At 41.5% G+C, this 19442-nt stretch carries 17 protein-coding genes, 1 pseudogene and 1 other annotated feature; of the genes and pseudogenes, 14 read left to right on the forward strand and 4 right to left on the reverse strand.

The window, feature by feature from the left end; all coding sequences use genetic code 11:
• Window positions 1-39: 39 nt before the first annotated feature.
• The 5 genes and pseudogenes from AC3ZVC_RS09120 to AC3ZVC_RS09140 all read left to right on the forward strand — a co-directional run bounded on the left by AC3ZVC_RS09120 (window position 40) and on the right by AC3ZVC_RS09140 (window position 5556).
• Window positions 40-816 carry a 3-hydroxybutyrate dehydrogenase gene (locus AC3ZVC_RS09120; RefSeq protein ID WP_490067994.1) on the forward strand — a complete coding sequence of 259 codons (777 nt, stop codon included), beginning with the start codon at window positions 40-42 and terminating at the stop codon, window positions 814-816.
• A 171-nt stretch (window positions 817-987) separates the two neighbouring features.
• The gene (locus AC3ZVC_RS09125) at window positions 988-1506 is read left to right on the forward strand and encodes a CBO0543 family protein (RefSeq protein WP_490067995.1); all 519 of its coding nucleotides are present in this window, start codon (window positions 988-990) and stop codon (window positions 1504-1506) included.
• A gap of 174 nt (window positions 1507-1680) precedes the next feature.
• Window positions 1681-1905 (forward strand) — a binding site (T-box leader).
• Between the two features lie 51 nt (window positions 1906-1956).
• Window positions 1957-4373, forward strand: a pseudogene (gene leuS / locus AC3ZVC_RS09130) (leucine--tRNA ligase).
• A 590-nt stretch (window positions 4374-4963) separates the two neighbouring features.
• Window positions 4964-5269 carry a rhodanese-like domain-containing protein gene (locus tag AC3ZVC_RS09135; protein ID WP_490067997.1) on the forward strand — a complete coding sequence of 102 codons (306 nt, stop codon included), beginning with the start codon at window positions 4964-4966 and terminating at the stop codon, window positions 5267-5269.
• A gap of 104 nt (window positions 5270-5373) precedes the next feature.
• Window positions 5374-5556, forward strand: a complete 183-nt coding sequence (locus AC3ZVC_RS09140) for a sporulation protein Cse60 (protein WP_009333366.1) — start codon at window positions 5374-5376, stop codon at window positions 5554-5556.
• 42 nt (window positions 5557-5598) lie between these two features.
• Here the strand turns inward: AC3ZVC_RS09140 and AC3ZVC_RS09145 are convergent, their stop codons facing one another.
• Window positions 5599-6855 (reverse strand): BaiN/RdsA family NAD(P)/FAD-dependent oxidoreductase, encoded by a 1257-nt coding sequence (locus tag AC3ZVC_RS09145; RefSeq protein ID WP_490068000.1) that lies wholly within the window; start codon window positions 6853-6855, stop codon window positions 5599-5601.
• Window positions 6856-7123: 268 nt separating this feature from the next.
• On the opposite strand from AC3ZVC_RS09145, the gene AC3ZVC_RS09150 reads away from it, so the two are divergent.
• Window positions 7124-8740, forward strand: coding sequence for a putative polysaccharide biosynthesis protein (locus AC3ZVC_RS09150; RefSeq protein ID WP_490068001.1), 1617 nt, complete (start codon window positions 7124-7126; stop codon window positions 8738-8740).
• Between the two features lie 42 nt (window positions 8741-8782).
• On the opposite strand, the gene AC3ZVC_RS09155 is transcribed toward AC3ZVC_RS09150, so the two are convergent.
• Window positions 8783-9007 (reverse strand): hypothetical protein, encoded by a 225-nt coding sequence (locus AC3ZVC_RS09155; protein WP_490068002.1) that lies wholly within the window; start codon window positions 9005-9007, stop codon window positions 8783-8785.
• Window positions 9008-9128: 121 nt separating this feature from the next.
• Between AC3ZVC_RS09155 and AC3ZVC_RS09160 the strand changes: the two genes are divergently transcribed.
• Window positions 9129-9848 (forward strand): pseudouridine synthase, encoded by a 720-nt coding sequence (locus AC3ZVC_RS09160; RefSeq protein WP_490068004.1) that lies wholly within the window; start codon window positions 9129-9131, stop codon window positions 9846-9848.
• A 65-nt stretch (window positions 9849-9913) separates the two neighbouring features.
• Here AC3ZVC_RS09160 and AC3ZVC_RS09165 read toward each other — a convergent pair whose 3' ends face one another.
• Entirely contained in the window at window positions 9914-10135 is a 222-nt protein-coding gene (locus tag AC3ZVC_RS09165; protein ID WP_214727979.1) for a DeoR family transcriptional regulator, read from the reverse strand.
• A 467-nt stretch (window positions 10136-10602) separates the two neighbouring features.
• Here AC3ZVC_RS09165 and AC3ZVC_RS09170 point away from each other — a divergent pair, with 467 nt between their 5' ends.
• The 5 genes from AC3ZVC_RS09170 to dat all read left to right on the forward strand — a co-directional run bounded on the left by AC3ZVC_RS09170 (window position 10603) and on the right by dat (window position 15967).
• Window positions 10603-11322, forward strand: coding sequence for an ABC transporter ATP-binding protein (locus tag AC3ZVC_RS09170; RefSeq protein WP_490068005.1), 720 nt, complete (start codon window positions 10603-10605; stop codon window positions 11320-11322).
• A complete protein-coding gene (locus AC3ZVC_RS09175) occupies window positions 11309-12496 on the forward strand; it encodes an ABC transporter permease (RefSeq protein WP_490068006.1) in 1188 nt (395 codons plus the stop codon). Before AC3ZVC_RS09170 ends, AC3ZVC_RS09175 begins: the two co-directional genes overlap by 14 nt.
• Before the next feature lie 123 nt (window positions 12497-12619).
• Window positions 12620-13576: an ion channel gene (locus tag AC3ZVC_RS09180; protein WP_490068872.1), complete on the forward strand. Its 957-nt coding sequence runs from the start codon at window positions 12620-12622 to the stop codon at window positions 13574-13576.
• A gap of 16 nt (window positions 13577-13592) precedes the next feature.
• The gene (gene pepV / locus AC3ZVC_RS09185) at window positions 13593-15011 is read left to right on the forward strand and encodes a dipeptidase PepV (protein WP_490068007.1); all 1419 of its coding nucleotides are present in this window, start codon (window positions 13593-13595) and stop codon (window positions 15009-15011) included.
• An 86-nt stretch (window positions 15012-15097) separates the two neighbouring features.
• Entirely contained in the window at window positions 15098-15967 is an 870-nt protein-coding gene (dat, locus tag AC3ZVC_RS09190) for a D-amino-acid transaminase (protein ID WP_490068008.1), read from the forward strand.
• Window positions 15968-16372: 405 nt separating this feature from the next.
• Here the strand turns inward: dat and cysK are convergent, their stop codons facing one another.
• Entirely contained in the window at window positions 16373-17305 is a 933-nt protein-coding gene (gene cysK, locus AC3ZVC_RS09195; RefSeq protein WP_490068010.1) for a cysteine synthase A, read from the reverse strand.
• Between the two features lie 299 nt (window positions 17306-17604).
• On the opposite strand from cysK, the gene thpR reads away from it, so the two are divergent.
• Together thpR and AC3ZVC_RS09205 are read left to right on the forward strand one after the other, a co-directional pair.
• On the forward strand, window positions 17605-18183 hold the full coding sequence (gene thpR / locus AC3ZVC_RS09200; RefSeq protein WP_490068011.1) for an RNA 2',3'-cyclic phosphodiesterase: 579 nt from the start codon (window positions 17605-17607) through the stop codon (window positions 18181-18183).
• Between the two features lie 251 nt (window positions 18184-18434).
• Window positions 18435-19415: an NERD domain-containing protein gene (locus AC3ZVC_RS09205; protein ID WP_490068012.1), complete on the forward strand. Its 981-nt coding sequence runs from the start codon at window positions 18435-18437 to the stop codon at window positions 19413-19415.
• Window positions 19416-19442 lie beyond the last annotated feature (27 nt).

The following is a 19442-nucleotide window of genomic DNA, read 5'->3' on the forward strand; positions in this document are numbered from 1 at the left end:
CAAGCGGGCCCCAGCTTTGTTTTTGAAAGGAGAAAACTTATGGTAAAAAATAAAGTAGTATTTATAACTGGAGCAGCTCAGGGAATAGGCTACGAAATTGGAAAAAGGTTTGCGGAAAACGGGTCTAAAATTGTTTTGACAGATATTCAGGAAGACGCCGTCAAAAAAGCTGCAGAAACTCTCAACAGTGAAGGGTACGAAGCGATCGGCCTAAAATGCGATGTGACTTCTGAACAGGAAATACAAGAGGCGATCCAGGAAACAGTCAGCCATTTCGGGACACTGGATGTTCTGATCAATAATGCAGGACTGCAGCATGTTTCGTTTATTGAGGATTTTCCAACTGAAAAATTTGAGTTTCTCATCAAGGTCATGCTGACCGCGCCCTTCGTAGCGATTAAGCATGTAATGCCTGTCATGAAAAAACAAAAATCAGGAAGAATCATCAATATGGCTTCAATCAACGGATTGGTAGGGTTTGCAGGGAAAGCTGCTTATAATAGCGCGAAGCATGGAGTGATTGGCCTTACGAAAGTCGCTGCTCTGGAGGCAGCCGAAGACGGCATCACTGTTAATGCGATTTGTCCGGGCTACGTAGATACTCCGCTAGTAAGAAACCAGCTGAATGATCTTGCCAAAACGAGAAATGTACCGCTTGAAAAAGCACTTGAAGAGGTTATTTATCCATTAGTGCCGCAAAAAAGACTTTTAACCGTTGAAGAAATTGCAGACTATGCGATTTTCCTTGCTGGCGAATCAGCAAAAGGGATTACGGGCCAAGCGGCAGTTATTGATGGAGGCTATACCGTTCAGTAATAAAAGGGACTAAAACAGCCACTGTGAACTGCAGGAGAATCGGATCTTATCTACATATTAAAGAGGGCTGCCATGCCCTCTTTTTCTATTGATCCAGAAGTTGAATAAAATAGCGTGAAATTTGGGTATATTGGAAATACCTAAATCCTGCAGGTAATTGGTGGAGATATTTTGTATTTACTATTGGTGGTTCTAGTCTATATTTTTTTCGCATGGAAATTTGTTGATTGGAAAAGATGGAAGGAGTATTATCCAACCGTCCAATTTTATATGATCGCAAACTTCCTTTATAATTTTTTGTTCTATAATCATACGCTTTGGGCTTACAGGGCCGTTACCTTCGATTGGCTAAACCACACTTTTATTGAAATCACCTTCACCTTGATTATCATTCCAGTCGTCGTTATGATCTATCTTCGTTATTTTCCTGAAAAGAAGCTAAAGAAAAAATTTATATATACAGGTGTTTGGATCATCTATTTTTCAGTGCTGGAGTATTTGTTTTCAAAGAAAGGATTGTTTGTATATGATAACGGCTGGGGATTCTGGTGGTCTGTACTCTTTAATACAATAATGTTCATTATGCTGCGAATGCATTATAAAAAGCCCGGCATCGCTTTGGCGGTTTCCGTTCCTATTATCGCTATTCTTCTATGGTTCTTTCATCCTCATCTTGCTGATTTGAAGTAGATTTTGGGAGAAACACTGAGTAATTGCGGGGTGCTGTTTATTTTAATAATATTCATGTAGAATTGTGCACTTATTCAATGGTCTCTGCATATTCTGGATATTAAATTCCCTGTCAGGATAAGCCTACTTGCAACCTGGCGGGAAATTTATTACAATAGCTATATTCTCATATATATAAATGCTTAGATAAGGAATAGTAATGGTGCTTCAGCCCGATTATAGAGAGTTGACGGACGGTGCAAGTCAGCCGGGCACATCATGAACTCGCCTTTGAGCAGCAAGTGTGAAGTAGCAGTAATGCTTGCCGTATTCCGCGTTAAGGATGAATGAAGCGAGTGACATGGTCACTAATGTGGGTGGTACCGCGGGAGATTTATACATAATCCTCTCGTCCCTTTTATGGGATGAGAGGTTTTTTTATTTTATTTTCACTAATAGGAGGAAACAAAGATGAGTTTCAATCACCAGGAGATTGAAAAAAAGTGGCAAAGCTACTGGGACGAAAATAAGACATTTAAAACAACTGAAGATAAAGGCAAGCGCAAGTTTTATGCGCTTGATATGTTCCCTTATCCGTCTGGCGCAGGCCTTCATGTTGGGCATCCGGAAGGCTATACAGCAACAGATATCCTTTCTCGCATGAAGCGTATGCAGGGCTATAATGTCCTTCACCCAATGGGCTGGGATGCATTCGGTTTGCCTGCAGAGCAATATGCGCTTGATACAGGGAATGATCCGGCAGAATTTACAGAGCAAAATATCAATACATTCCGCCGCCAGATTAAAGCACTAGGCTTTTCCTATGATTGGGATCGTGAAGTCAATACAACAGATCCTGAATATTATAAATGGACACAATGGATTTTCTTAAAGCTTTATGAAAAAGGGCTAGCTTATATTGATGAAGTAGCTGTTAACTGGTGTCCTGCATTGGGAACTGTTCTAGCCAATGAAGAGGTTATTGACGGAAAAAGTGAGCGCGGCGGCCATCCGGTAGAGCGCCGTCCAATGAGGCAGTGGATGCTAAAAATTACGGCTTATGCGGATCGCCTGCTTGAGGATCTTGATTTGTTGGATTGGCCAGAAAGCCTTAAAGATATGCAGAGAAACTGGATCGGACGTTCAGAAGGTGCAGAGGTTACCTTTAATATAGATGGCCATGACGGTACTTTCACTGTTTTTACAACACGCCCAGACACATTATTCGGTGCAACATATGCTGTTCTGGCTCCGGAGCACGGGCTTGTTGATAAAATTACAACGGATGAGCAGCGTGAAGCGGTTCAGGCATACATTGACAAAGTAAAGAGCAAGAGCGATCTTGAGCGTACTGATTTGGCAAAAGAAAAAACGGGTGTATTCACTGGCGCTTATGCAGTCAATCCCGTTAACGGCGAAAAAATGCCAATCTGGATTGCAGACTACGTTCTAGTAAGCTATGGAACAGGTGCGATTATGGCTGTTCCGGCTCATGACGAACGCGATTATGAGTTTGCCAAGCAATTCGAACTTCCAATTAAAGAGGTAGTTGCAGGCGGAGACGTTGAGAAAGAAGCCTACACTGGCGATGGCGTCCATGTAAACTCTGATTTCCTTAATGACTTAAACAAAGAAGATGCCATCGAAAAAATCATCGCGTGGCTTGAAGAAAAAGGTATTGGAACGAAAAAGGTTACGTATCGACTTCGTGACTGGCTATTCAGCCGCCAGCGTTACTGGGGAGAGCCAATTCCAATTATTCATTGGGAGGACGGAACAATGACAGCCGTTCCAGATGAGCAGCTGCCATTGGTACTTCCGAAGACAACGGAAATTAAACCATCCGGTACAGGTGAGTCTCCATTAGCCAACATTGATGAGTGGGTAAACGTTGTGGACCCTGAAACAGGCAAAAAAGGCCGCAGAGAAACAAACACAATGCCGCAATGGGCAGGAAGCTGCTGGTACTACTTGCGCTATATTGATCCTAAAAACAGTGAAGCTCTTGCAGATCCTGAAAAATTAAAAGAGTGGCTTCCGGTTGATATCTATATCGGCGGAGCAGAACATGCGGTTCTTCACCTTCTATATGCCCGCTTCTGGCATAAGGTCCTTTATGATGTAGGCGTTGTCCATACGAAAGAGCCTTTCCAAAAGCTATTCAACCAGGGGATGATCCTTGGCGAAAATAATGAAAAAATGAGTAAGTCAAAAGGTAATGTAGTCAATCCGGATGAGATTGTTGCGAGCCATGGTGCAGACACACTTCGTCTATACGAAATGTTCATGGGGCCGCTTGAAGCATCGATAGCCTGGTCTACAAATGGATTGGACGGTTCAAGAAGATTCCTAGACCGCATCTGGCGCTTATTTGTTGAAGACAACGGCGAATTAAGTTCGAAAATCCAGGACACTGAAGAAGGCACGAATCTGGAAAAGGTATACCACCAAACCGTTAAAAAGGTAACTGAGGACTACGAAGGATTACGCTTCAATACAGCCATTTCACAAATGATGGTATTTATTAATGAAGCATATAAAGCTGCTGTCCTTCCAAAAAGCTATGTTGAAGGCTTTGTAAAAATGCTTTCCCCAATCGCTCCTCATATATCAGAAGAGTTATGGTCAAAATTCGGCCACAGCGGATCGATTGCCTATGAAGCATGGCCTGCATACGATGAAGCGAAAATGGTTGACGACGAAGTAGAAATCGTTATCCAAATCAACGGCAAGGTAAAAGCAAAACTAATGGTTCCTGCAGATGCCAAGAAAATATATTGGAGCAAATCGCAATGGGCGATGACAAGGTAAAAGAGCAAATCGACGGAAAAACAGTCCGCAAAGTTATTGCAGTACCAGGTAAACTTGTAAATATCGTTGCAAATTAAGACTTTTTAGCTAAATCCACCTCTTTTTACGAAAAAGGGGTGGTTTTTTTGTGTGAATGCAGAAAAAAGGCATAAAAAGAGATACTGTTAGTGCCATAAAACAGCTTGAAATTATTTTGAAAAAGGCTATATCGTCAACTGTGGCATTTTAATCGTCAACCTAGCAAATATATCATCAAATCGGGCCCATATATCATCAACTAGGCCAATTAGGTGCCTGGTACCCTTTTCCGGCACTACCTTCAGAGAAGTGTATAAAGAGTTAGCCATATCGCATATCAGCGGTCAAGGCTGAAATTTGAGAGCACCCTGAAAATAAAAGCATCAGCCAACTGCCTGTAAAAGCTGAACTTTACCGCAGATTAACAGGCAGTAGGGCTGAAGATTAGCATAATGCGTGAAAAATAGAGAGCATCAGCCAACTGCCTGTAAATACCCGATAAGTGAAACTAACCTTTATGGAGATAAAACGCTCCATAAAGGAAGTTTCACTTTATATTTTTTGTGCCATATAGGGTATTATAGGAGTGGCGGCATTTATCAATGCTACATGCCTGATATTTAGAAGCTTTTTAGAAAGGGTGTTAGTAATGGACCGTATTGAAGAAATTACAACAGAAGAATTGCAAAAGAAGCTGGAAGCAGGAGAGAAGCTTGAGCTTGTGGATGTAAGGGAAGATGATGAGGTTGCATCTGGCAAGATTCCAGGAGCGAGGCATATCCGCATGGGGACCATTCCGGAAAACCTTGATAAATTTGATAAAGACACTGAATACATTTTCATTTGCCGCTCCGGCAACCGCAGCGGAAATGTATGCCACTATATGATTGAACAAGGCTATAAGGTCCGCAATATGGTTGGCGGCATGATGAACTGGCAGGGCAAAACTGAATAACACACAAAAGCGAAGCTGACAAGGCTTCGTTTTTTTGGGCATATAATTTTAAAAATTAAGAAAATTGTCCAAACTGATTAAAAAAGCCAGAAAGGAAGAGTTCTATGATAAAGGTGAAATTATTTGATCATGAACACGAAAAGGATCTAGAAAAGGATATGAACCACTTTTTAGAGAAAATCGAAGAGAAAAAGCTGCTGGATATAAAATATAATGTGGCAGCAGTACAAGAGGATGAAGACGAGCAGATATACTGTTTTTCTGCGATGGTCATATATAGAGCCTGATGCATGGCAAGCATCAGGCTTATATTTTTACTAAACGATTTTTTAGGAGCCTGCAGCATTAATCCCTGCAAGCCTGCCTGTTACGAGAGCGGATGTAATGTTATATCCGCCTGTATAGCCGTGTATATCAAGGATTTCTCCACAAAAGAAGAGGCCTTCCATCTTTTTCGAAGCCATCGTTTGCGGTTCAATTTCTTTAACAGATACACCGCCGCCAGTCACAAAGGCTTTATCAAGCGGCAAAGTGCCATTGACAGTAAACTGAAAGGATTTGCAGCTTTTTACAAAGCTTCTGATTTTTTCATTGGAGATAGTGGCGCCCTGTGCCGCAGGGTCAATTTCATTTTGGTAAAGAAGAAACATTAAGTACCTTTCGGGCAGAAGCCCTTTAAGCAAATTCTTAATGCTTTTCTTCGGTTCATCCTTAATCATTTTGGAAACTTCCTGGAATAAGGGTTCTTCTTTAGTATCAGGAACTGTATCCAGATTCATTGTAACTTCTTTTAGATTCCATTTTTTCATTGCTTTCACTACATACTGGCTGCAGCGCAAAACGGCAGGGCCGCTAATGCCGAAATGAGTAAAAATCATATCCATCCTATGGGTGATTAGGGCTTTTCCTTTCGGGTTTAGAACGCTTAGCGCCACACTTCTAAGGGATAGTCCCTGCAGCGTTTTTTCCTTAATAAATCTTTCCGCAGAGGTCAATGGAACTTCGGTTGGGAAAAGATCGGTGATCGTATGGCCCGCTTTTTTCGCCCATGCATAGCCATCTCCGGTTGAACCTGTATGCGGGACTGATTTACCTCCGACCGCAATGACCACAGCATCTGCATCATAAACATCACCTGTCTTTAATTCTACCGATTTCACCCTGCCATTTTCATAATGGACATCATGGATGGGGCTATTGGTTTTAATATCTACCTTTAACTCTTTAAGTTTTGTGATCAGGGCATCCACAACGGATTGGGCTCTATCAGTTACCGGAAACATCCGTCCGTGATCTTCTTCTTTCAGCTTAATGCCCAGGTTTTCAAAGAATCTAATAATATCCTCATTGCTGAAAAGGGAGAAGGCGCTATACAAAAAACGCCCATTCCCGGGTATGTGCTTAATGATTTCGTCTACTGGCAGCCTATTTGTGACATTGCATCGGCCTCCGCCGGAAATCGCGAGCTTTCTGCCAAGCTTGTCCCCTTTATCGATCAAAAGCACTTTTGCCTTCTGTTCGGCTGCTCCGATGGCAGCCATTAATCCTGACGGTCCTCCGCCAATTACAATTACATCATATTTCATATTTCCACCAACTTATCTTGATTCACTTTTTAAGCAATAGTTCTATTATAATGCAATTATCCGTTTTCTAAAAATAATGCCGTTATATACAGGTTTTGTAAGTGGCATTTCTTCGTCAAGAAGAGTACACTACAAATAGTGTGTCTAAAAAGATAGAAAAATGACGAATTTTTATATTATTTATGATAAAATCATTGTCGCTATTAGCTTCGGCCTTATCATACTATTCTCACAGATTGCAGGCTGCAGTTTTTAAGGAAGGGATTATATGTCATCTAAGCTTTTAAAGGGAACCTTCATTTTAACGCTCGGGACGATTATTTCAAAGGTTCTTGGTTTGTTTTATGTTATTCCTTTTTATCATATTGTCGGGAAGGAAGGGACCGCGCTTTATTCCTTTTCGTATACACCTTATACAATCTTTATTAGTATTGCGACAGCGGGTGTACCGCTGGCCGTTTCGAAGTTTATATCCAAATATAACGCTATAGAGGAATATGCAGTCGGGAGAAAGCTTTTTAAATCAGGCTTGGTAATCATGCTGGCCAGTGGAATACTTTCGTTTCTCATCTTATTTTTGATGGCTCCGGTTGTGGCTGAAATGACACTTGCAGGAAAAGATGTTGAAGTCAGCATTGGGGATGTGACCACCGTTATCCGGGCGGTTTCATTTGCATTAATTATTATTCCTTTTATGAGCTTAATTAGAGGTTTCTTTCAGGGACATCAGTCAATGGGGCCCACAGCAGTTTCACAGGTTGTGGAACAAATTGTCCGAATTCTGTTTGTCCTGGTCGGTGCGTATATTGTCTTAAACGTAATGAAAGGCTCTCTTACTGCAGCAATTAGTGTTGCCACCTTTGCGGCGTTTATTGGCGGACTGGGCAGCCTCGGGGTTTTGTTTTGGTATTGGTATAAGCGCAAGCCTCATTTGGACAAATTGCTTGAGGATGATAAAGGAACAGTCGATATATCCCTAAAAGATATTTATAAAGAAATCATCCTTTATGCAGCTCCCTTTGTGTTTGTAGGTCTTGCAAATCCGCTTTTTCAGTTTATTGACCAGGTTACCTTTATGAGAGCTATGGCATCTATCGGTGAGAAAGCAAATGCTGTAGCCGCATTCTCTGTCCTAAACTTTGAAACACATAAGCTAGTCATTATTCCGGTATCATTGGCAACAGCCTTTTCACTGACGCTTGTTCCGAGTGTAACAAAGGCGTTTATGGAAGAAGACAGGTCAGATTTAAACCGCCAGCTCAATCAGACGTTCCAGGTGCTTCTGTTTCTGACTCTTCCTGCCGTAGTCGGCTTGTCCTTGCTGGCAGAACCCGTCTTTACATTATTTTACGAGCATAAAGAGCTGGGAACTGAAGTATTGCGAACATATGCACCAGTAGCAATCCTATTTGCCTATTTCTCGGTTACCGCAGCCATTTTGCAGGGAATCAATGAGCAGCGCTTTACGATTCTCAGTTTGCTCACAGGCTTGCTGGTAAAGCTGTCTTTGAACATTCCGCTTATAAAGCTATTTGAAACACAAGGGGCCGTTTTCGCAACGGCACTTGGCTATACTGTGGCAATCTTAATAAATCTTTATGTAATTAAAACATATGCCAAATATCCGTTTAAGCTTATCTTAAGAAGAGGCATGCTGATTGTATTATTTACTTTCTGTATGTTCATTGTCACAAGCATTGTTTATAAAGTTTTAACCATTTTCTTATCGCCGGCAACTGATTTACAGGCGATAATCATTGTAGCTATCTGTGCAGCAGCTGGAGCGGGCATCTATTTCTACTTGAGTTTCAGAACAAAGTTAATCTATATCCTGTTCGGGTCAAGAGTTGATAGAATGATGAAGAAGCTAAGGCTGAGGGCATAATAAAAAGGTCTCCGCATGATGGAGACCTTTTTGCTGAATTTACTACTGGCCATAACCGCCGTCACCGATGCCGAGACGCCTTTCGATTCGGTCAAGCCTGCGGTTCAGTCGGTCAACCTGCCGTTCAAGCCTTTGCACCTGGCGTTCCAGGCGATCGAGACGTCTATCTGTATTGCCGCCTCCCGGATAATCTGGATAACCTGGATAACCTGGCGAAATACCGGGAAGGGGAATATATATGCCTTGCCCTTGCTGGCGTGGGTACATACTAATCAGCTCCTCTTTCATATAGATTCGAACATATGATATTAGTCTATGTATAGCGGGCGGATGTGACATGGACAGCAGCCCAAGTAAATGGTTTTTAGAATTGGAGGGTTAATCAACGATGAGAATTGATAAAATGCTGGCCAATCTGGGTTATGGCAGCCGAAAAGACGTTAAAAAGCTCTTAAAGGATGGAGCCGTAACGGTTAACGATGAAAAAGTGAAAGACCCGAAGCACCATGTAAATCCTGAAGAGGATGCTGTAGTGATTAATGGTGAGAGGGTTGAGTATAAGGAATTCATCTATTTAATGATGAACAAACCGCCTGGCTTAATCTCGGCAACCGAGGATACCCAGTTTGAAACCGTTGTGGACCTGCTGGAAATGGATGACCTTGTTTTTTCCCCGTTTCCCGTTGGTCGCCTGGATAAGGATACAGAGGGCCTTTTGCTGCTGACGAATGACGGACAGCTTGCACATCGGCTGCTTTCTCCCAAGAAGCATGTTCCTAAAACCTACTTTGCAGTCATTGACAGTGAGGTAACAGATGAAGATATTGCCGCATTTAAAGAAGGAGTCATCTTGGATGATGGCTATGAAACCAAACCTGGAGAACTTAAGATTTTAAAATCAGGTATAACCTCTGATATTGAATTAACTATTACAGAAGGAAAGTTTCATCAGGTGAAAAGAATGTTCGAGGCTGTCGGTAAAAGAGTCATTTATTTAAAAAGGCTTACAATGGGGCCACTCGGGCTTGATGAGACATTGGAGTTGGGAGAATACCGGGAATTGACAGAAGAAGAGCTCGAAATGCTGCTAGATTATGAAGTGAAATAAAGACAAAAAAATCGCCCTTAGAACGGGCGATTTTTTTCAATCTATTATGTTGGTGAACGTTTGTGTTAAGATGAAATCTTTACTTTCTTTTGGGTAATGGTCCATTTGCCTCTGCTTGGGCTTTTAACCAAGTCATTGTAGGCAAGGACATTTAAATCTCTTTGTATGGTGCGAGGAGTAATACCAAATTCCTCTACAAGCTCCTGAGTTGTTACAGTTCCGCGCTTACTGATAAACATGTAGACGGATTTTACACGGTTTAACATCCGGTTAGTTGAAGGTTTCAAAAAACCACTCCCTATCCTTTTTTCAAACCCCATGGCAATTCCCTGCAACCGACAGCTACATTGAAGAAATAGATCCTTCAAAAGTATGTAGTTTTCTTTTCCCCAGACAACCCCTTTGTATTCTGGATATTTTTAGTCTAGATGTCATACCTCTGACTATATTGTAACTCTATTATCTGATAATTTCTACTTTAAGGAAACAAATTTACAAAATATTTATAATGCTTCCTGTTTTATAGTCTGTACATCTCCCTCCTTTTTAATGTATTTTCATTTCCCTTTAAATAGCGAGTTAAACATTCACTTTACTTTGCGAGTTAACTCTCACTGGGAAATTGCCTCTTAGTATACCTTATGGTGCAGGAGGCTAGTGTTATGTACAGAAAATTCAAAAAATGTGAATAATTTTCTTATAAATAGTAAACCTTTTCCAATCTCATCCGTAAGAATAGACAGGAGGAGAGTATATGAACTTATTGAATGTAGATATTGCCTCTGCAGGCTATGAAAATGAAAATGCGATTATACAAAATATTCATTTTGAATTAATGCAAGGAGAATTAATTGGCCTAATTGGACCAAATGGTGCAGGAAAAAGCACCACGATGAAAACGATCCTGGGACTGCTGGAGCACAAAAAGGGGTTAGTAGATTTTAAGGAAGGGGCCAACTATTCTTATATTCCGGAACGGCCTATTTTTTATGATGAACTGACACTCTGGGAGCATCTCGACTTTGTGGCTGCGGTTGAAGGAATTCAGGATAAAGAATACAAGGGTATGGCCGACAAGCTTTTACATCAGTATAAGCTGGCTGAGCATGCCCATAAGTTTCCGGGGACCTACTCAAAAGGAATGCAGCAAAAGGCTATGCTGATTCTCGCTATGATTGCAAATCCGGACGTTTATATAATTGATGAACCGTTTATTGGCCTCGATCCGAATGCTATGAAACTGTTTCTTGAATCAATTGAAAAAGAGAGGAAAAGAGGTGCAGGGATCCTTATGTCTACCCATGTTCTTGATACGGCAGAAAAGGTTTGCAGCCGCTTTTTGATTGTGCATGAAGGCCAGCTCAAAGCATCAGGCACTTTAAGTGAGATTAGGCAGCAATGCAGTCTTCCGGGAGGCTCACTCTATGATTGTTTCCACCTAATTGCAGAGGGAGCCGGCAATGAGGAGCGGTGATATTTTTTTTAGAAGATTAATCAGCAGCTGGAAATATCAGTACAGCGTTTTCCGATCGATCGCAGATTGGACGATCTGGCTGTACATCATTCTTCCGGGAGCAGCCATTTTAGTGATGATGTACCGTTCCTGGTGGACTGAAACGCCTGATTGGATTGCAAACTTCCCTTTATTCCTGCTTTTCTTTTTGCTTTATGTATTTTCATGGCTGGGAAGTATCCGGCCTTTTGTTCAGGAAGCTGATAAAGTATTTCTTATTAAGAATAGGAATCTCTATTTGGGAATGAGGAAATGGGGACTTGGTTATTCGTTTCTTTTTCAGGCAATCAGCACAGCAGCATTGATCCTATTGCTATTACCCTTTCTAATAAACAGATATTTTTTGGAATGGAGCCAGATAACTGCCCTGCTCGTTTTTTTCCTTGTATTGAAGTGGACGATTATGACCGTTTCCTACCAGATGAAGAGGATTGAAAATAAATTTAAAAAATATGTTCTGGGCTTTTTGCTTTTTGTTTTGTTTAGCTGGTTCAGCCAGCTCGTTTATTTCCTTTGGGATCTTGGGGAAGTTTTGCCGGTTTATATCACGTCAGCGGTTCTCCTGGCAGGCACGCTTGCGCGAATATTCCAGCTGTTAAATAGGGTTTCGGCCATAGACTTTGAAGTTAAGCTGGAACAGAAGGAAAAAACAAAGTATATTCAATGGATTTTTATGATGGCTCCTGAAATTGAAAAGCCAGCTTTTTCAATGCGCAGCAAGCCGCTGTTTTTTCGAAAATCCAAACGGCTCTTTAAAAAGAGGACACCGGTTACAGGACTAATTGAATTATTTTTAAAGATATTTATCAGGAACCCGTCGTATATCATCAGTTATTTCAAGATCATATCGATAAGCGCTGCCGGTATCATTATCATTCCACCTTTATGGATAAAAGCAATTGTTTTAGGCATATTCCTTTTTTTAGCCTACTCCTGGCTGTCCATTACCTGGGATAAGGCCATTATGTCCCATCCTTTTACAAAAAAATATGGTGAAAAGGAATTCTATTATTCTGCAAGGAAAAAAGCTGTGTGGGGATTGTTTTTATTGGCGATTATGCTATTAGGGCTGGTGCTGGCATGCTGGTTAATCGTTTTATCCAAGTTTGAGATTCATGGAGGGATTGATTCTTGAATATATTTTGGAGGAAAATGCCGGGGAGATTCCTTTATAATAAGGTCAGATGAGGAGGGATGGACCATTCTTTTTAGAAGGTTTCTGAAAAGGCTTTATACGCTGAATAATTGGCTGATTTTTATTTCAAGCGGATTTTTAATAATTTTTAGTACTATTATTATGACTCTCATAGAACCGGAGACTTTTTCGAATTACTTCGATTCCTTTTGGTGGGTAATGACAACTGTAACGACTGTAGGATATGGTGATTTCTTTCCTGTATCCGTTGCAGGAAGAGTATACGCGGTATTTTTGTACTTGATTGGGATTGGCCTTATCGGGATTGTGATTGGAAAATTAGTTGAAGGCTTTGCTCAATTCCGTATTAAGCAAGAGGAGGGAAAAATGAGTTATAATGGGAAAAATCATATTGTAGTGGTTGGCTGGTCAAAAAAAGCGGAGCATGCACTTGAGGAAATCAGGCTGGCATATCCAAGCAAAGAAATCGTACTGATTGCTATGATGGAAAAGACACCGGTCAAGCATGATAATGTCCACTTTGTTCAAGGGGATGCTGCAGATGGAGCAGTACTGGAAAGGGCAAATATTAAAGAAGCGAAAAGTGTTATTATTTTTGCAGATGACTCCATTGAAGATAACCAGCTGACAGATGGGAAATCTTTGTTGATTGCCACTGGTATCGAACGTCTCGCAGGGGATCTTCATATAACAGTGGAAATAAAGGTTGAGAAGCATATGGATTTGTTTAAGCATGTATCGGTTGATGAGTTTATCATTTCGGATGAAATGATCTCCAGAATGGCTGCACAAGCAGTTCTTTCCAACGGAGCGACTACCATATATTCACAGCTGATGAGCCGTAAAGTGGGGGAAGATTTGTACCAACTTCCTGCATCGCCAAAGTGGTTAACCTACAGGGATGCCTTTTATTGCTTGCTTGAAGAGGGGGCAACCCTAATCAGTTCGGGGCAGGATATGAATATTAACCGCCGGCTTGACGAGAAGATACCGTCAGGTGCTATATTATATATTATTTGTGATCATGATACATACTCAAAATTGATAGCCGACAAATAATAAGGAGGAAAATTGTATGAACGTGCTGGATTGGAAAAAAGAAGTGGATAAGAGAAAAGACGCTTTAATTGAAGATGCGCAAAAATTGCTTAGAATTAAAAGTATCCTGGATGAAGAAAACGGTACAGAAAATGCTCCACTCGGAGAAGGAGTTAAGGATGCTTTGGATTTTATGCTGGAGCTGGGTGAAAAGGATGGATTCACAGCGAAGAATGTCGGCAATTTGGCAGGACATTTGGAATTCGGTGAAGGCGAAGAGATCGTTGGAGTGTTATGCCATGTTGATGTTGTTCCTGAAGGAGACGGCTGGACAAGCGATCCATTTGGTGCAGAAATCCGCGAAGGTAAGATATTCGCCAGAGGGACAATTGACGACAAAGGACCGACAATGGCTGCTTACTATGGCATGAAAATAGTAAAAGAAATGGAACTGCCTCTAAGCAAACGTGTCCGCATGATTATCGGTACAGATGAAGAAAGCGATTGGCGCTGTGTGGAACACTACTTTAAACATGAGGAAATGCCATCCATGGGATTTGCTCCAGATGCAGACTTCCCGATTATTTACGCGGAAAAGGGAATATCTGATTTTGACCTTGTGCAAATCGGCAAATATGAAGGAACGGAAAGAGAGATATTGGCGGAAGTAACCTCTTTCCAGTCAGGGAGAAGGTATAATATGGTTCCGGATTTTGCGAGAGCCAGCCTTGTAGTCCATCTCGAACAGACCGAGGTCGTACAAAGGTATATCGACTTTCTTAAAAAGGCGGAACTCAAGGGAAAGTATTACATAGATAACGGAGAACTGATTCTTGAACTTCAGGGGATATCCGCTCATGGAATGGAGCCTGACAATGGAAAAAATGCCGGTATTCTAATGGCATCCTTCCTGGCTTCCCTTCAGATCGATGATAAAGCATACCAATACTTCCAGTTTATATCCCATTATTTATGCGATGATTCAAGAGGGAGGAAGCTGGGGATTGCCTGCTCGGATGACATAACAGGCGACTTAACCGTCAATGTCGGCAAACTTTCTTATACGCAGGAGAATGGCGGCCGTCTCGGTTTTAATGTGCGTTATCCTGTTAGTAATGATATGGCAGAAACAAAAGACAAACTGCAGCCCTTGATCGAACAAGAGCACTTCAAATTAGAAAATTTTACGGATTCCAAGCCGCATCATGTGGAAGAGGATGATTTCCTGATTCAAACGCTGAAAAAAGTGTATGAACAGCAGACAGGTGATAAGGCAGAACTTCTGTCCATCGGGGGTGGCACCTATGCAAGGTCCTTAAAATCAGGTGTTGCCTTCGGTCCGCTATTCCCTGGCCGTGAAGACATCGCTCACCAAAAAGATGAATATATGTTTATTGAAGATATGCTAAAAGCTGCAGCTATTTATGCACAGGCCATTTATGAGCTTGCGAAATAGAGCTGAAACCTGATATGATGGCTGAAAGATTTTACACAATAGAAATTAAATGATACGAGAAACCAATGCGGGGAGTGGCAGTGTGAATGGAATATGTCATTTTGAATGGAGAATTAATTGAGCGTTCAGAGGCAAAAGTCGATATTGAAGACCGCGGCTATCAGTTTGGTGATGGGGTTTATGAGGTTATCCGAATATACAACGGAAAAATGTTCACAGCCGATGAACACCTTGAACGGCTGCTTGATAGCGGTAAGAAAATAGACTTGAACATACCTTATACTGTTGAAGAGCTAAAACAGCAGCTCAAAGAGATGATTATAAAAAATAAGCTGGAGCTGGGAATTGTTTATATGCAATTTACAAGAGGCGCATCGCCAAGAAACCATGCTTATCCTGGACCAGAAGTGCTGCCTGCGTTCACTGCCTATACGCGTGAAACGGCTAGACCGGTTGAAAGCATGAAAAATGGTGTAAAGGCTTTGTTGATTGAAGATATCCGCTGGCTCCGCTGTGATATAAAAAGCCTGAATCTGCTTGGAAACATAATGGCAAAGCAAAAAGCGGCACAGTCCGGCTGTTACGAAGCTATTCAGCACCGTGGAGACACAGTAACAGAAGGAAGCTCATCAAATATCGCCATTGTAAAAGATGGCAAGGTGTACACCCACCCTGCCACTAACCTAATTCTTAACGGCATTACCCGCCGCAAAATTAATGAGATCTGCCATGAAAATGGAATTGCCGTTGAAGAATCAGTTTTTACGGTTGAGGGCCTAAAACACGCCGATGAAGTATTTATGTCTAGTACGTCTGCCGAAATTACGCCTATCACAGAAATTGAAGGAAAGCCGGTTGGCAGCGGCACTCCAGGACCAGTCACAAGGAATTTGCAGGATCTTTTTGAAAAAGAAATTGAAAAGCAGTGCGGGGATTTAACGATAAAATTAAGATAATCTAAAGCAGCCGGAAAGCCCGGTTGTTTTTTAATTTCAGATTATGCTGGCTTTAACTCACACCTAAGCACTTAGTTTCCGGAAATTATACTGAAAAATGAGGCATAATCAGCCAAACAAAAGACCCCGAATTCACTCCCGGGGTCTTAAAAATTGGTTGTTTTCTAAGAGGTTGTTGTTTTTAAATAGATTTGTGAATAAGAACATTGATAAATAAGTTGGTTGATTGGAGCGTAAGGTGCGAGACTCCAGCGGGAGGAGTGGGAAAGGTGAGACCCCACAGGCGCTGAGCGCCGAGGAGGCTCACCGCCCGCCCCGCGGAAAGCGAGCATCCTGGAGCGGAAATCAACCTCTCCTCACTACTTGTTTAAAATGCAACAAAGTTAAGAAAACAGCCTAAAATTTTTATTCAAATTGAAAAAGATCGCTTGATAGATATCTTTCGCCTGTATCGCAAACGATAAATACCACAACATCTTCCGGCTTCAGCGTTTTTGCAACCTGGATGGCGGCATAGCATGCTGCTCCTGAAGAAGGGCCTACAAGAATACCTTCCTCCCTTGCCAATCTGCGCGTTGTATCATATGCTTCTTCATCCTTAATTTGATGAATTTCATCATAAACATCCGTATTGAGTATTTCCGGGACAAATCCAGGGCTTGTGCCAACGAGTTTATGTTTGCCGGGCTTTCCCCCTGATAATACCGGTGAACCCTTTGGCTCGACAACATGCACTTCCAAGCCTGGATAATTCTCTTTTAATACCTCGCCCGTACCTGTAATGGTACCGCCTGTTCCCGCAGTAGCCACGAATGCAGAAAGATTCTTGCCGATCTGTTTCATGCCGTCGATAATTTCCAGTGCCGTGGAATGTCTATGCGCATCCGGATTTGCATTGTTTTCAAATTGCATAGGTACAAAGCTGTCTGGAATTTCGGCAGCAAGTTCATTTGCTTTTTTTATGGAACCCGGCATTTTTTCATCTCCAGGTGTCAGGACCACTTCTGCACCATATGCTTTTAAAATATTAATGCGTTCCGCTGTCATCGTATCCGGCATAACAAGAATAGCTTTATAGCCGCGTGCTGCTGCGTTCATCGCCAGCCCAATGCCTGTATTACCGCTTGTTGGTTCAATAATGGTTGCGCCTGGTTTAAGCTTGCCTGCTTTCTCTGCTTCAACAATCATATTGAAAGCAGCACGGTCCTTTACGCTACGGCTAGGGTTGTAAAACTCGAGCTTGCCATAAATGCTTGCGCCGTTTTCAGGAGCCAGCCTGTTTAATTTTACAAGCGGAGTATCTCCGATTAAATCTGCAAGATTATTGACTATTTTCATCTCTGACTCTCCCTTTCATATAAAGGTGGTATTTTTTATAACAAGCAAGATAGGGAATGAATATCCGCTATTGTCTCTTGTTATTTTGTGTGGTTCTGTTTAATTCAATCCTCAATAAGGAAATCTATAATAATGTTATATCATATTCATCATACCTAAAACAGACTATTCCAATCAAATCAAGGGGATTTAGGTTAAGATCTTAACAAATATATACTGAATTAGCAGGCAGGCATAAAGAATCTGCCAATTTTATGTGATGTTTGATAAAATAGGTAAAAATATGGAGGTAGGATCAGGTGACAGATCAGCAGAATGCTCATTTTTTCTTTGCTGTCAAAATACCAGCAGAGACAAAGAAAAAGCTTAAAGAATATAGCGATGGCCTAAGAGGGACTCTGCGCTTTAGCCGCTGGGTACATCATGAGGATTATCATATTACTTTAGCATTTCTTGGTTCGGCACCTGAGGACAAGCTTGGGACTGCTAAAAAGCTGGTGGATGAATCGATTAGAGGCGAAAAGTCGTTTCCGCTATCCATAAACCGGCTAGGTGTTTTCGGGAAAGAAAGTACGCCAAGAATATTTTGGTGCGACACTCAGCGGGAAGAGCGGCTGTATTCTATAAGGGACAAAGTTTTCTTCGCATGCAAGAAAGCGGGATTTGAACTTGAGACAAAACCTTTTAAGCCTCACATTACGATGGCGAGAAAATGGTCCGGCGTCGATTCATTTCAGAGGAACATGCTGGAAGAATATAACCCATTTCGTGATAAACCGCTTACGTTTACCGCTTCAGAGGTCGTCTTATATCAGACACACTTGGATAAAACGCCTAAATACGAAAGTGTTGCCATCTTTCCGCTTTTGCCGGAATAAAATTAGGTACATACTTATTTAAAAATAGGTTATTGCACATTCTTTAACTCTATGTTGATTGGAGCGGAAGGCGCGAAATATCGAAAATGCATGCATTCGCATTTTATTGGTCCGATGTTTATTCGAGGATGCTTATTCAACGTCCTGGGAGGCGCCCTTGCCGCCCGCGATTCGCTGGCTTCTTGAACGAAAATCAACAGGTAAGTTTGAAATAAATAGAGAAGTTAAATACGAAAGCAGGGCTAGGAGAAATGGGACAGTTGATTAAATTGCAGGACTATGTTTCACGGTATGAACAGGATATTTTTGTCTATCCATCCCGTTTTGTCAGGCTGAAGAAACAGCAATGGGATAAGTGGCATAAAGCATGGGATTCAAATGAAGCCTTTAGCTTTGAACCAGAGTCTTCTCTATCAAGGAATGGCGGGGACTGGCCAGAGGAAGAAAAAGAACCTCTTATGGATAAGTTGAAGGGTTTATTAAAACGCGGAAAAAATGAAGCCGAAGATGAGTATAGTCCACAAGAACTTCTGAAAGAAAAAAAGACTGCTGACGGGCTTGATTTTGAGGCTTCATTTACAGTTCGTCCGGAAACGGCAGAGAATTTAAAACTTCAGTTTCTTGATCAGCTTTACCGTTTTCAAATGAAATGGGCTACATCCACTTTAACGGAAAAGTCTTTTCCTGATAAACGATACTATTATGAAGAAAAATTGAAGTATTTTTTGCAGAGATTTCCTGATACTTATCTGGTAATGTACCATCCTATTTTTCTGCTGAAACAGGCACCTGTGGAAACAGAAACCATTTTAATTAGCCCGACCGAAACTTGGTGCATCAGTTTTCTTGAAGCAGAGGATTTAGCAGTATTTTCAGGTTCAAAGGATAGGTTCTGGATCAAAAAGGGAACAGGAGAAGAGAAAAAGATTCTTAATCCTTTGCTTGCTTTGAACAGAACGGAAAAGATTGTCCGTAAGGTATTTGAGGTCCATGAAATAGATTTTCCGATTAAAAAGGCAGTCATTAGCCGAAACGGGTATATTGATTATCCTACTGCCCCTTTCGATGTCCAGCTTATTGAAAAAAGAAATCATGAGCAATGGTTTCAAATAATGAGAAACCAGCGTTCCCCACTGAAGCATATTCAGCTTAAGGGAGCTCAGGCCCTGCTTCAATATTGCCAGACAACATCATTCAGAAGGCTGGAGTGGGAGGATTCGGATGATCAATGAAACCTTCACTTCAGCGGAGGACAGATA

It is taken from the genome of Cytobacillus sp. C11.1 (genome assembly GCF_058145115.1).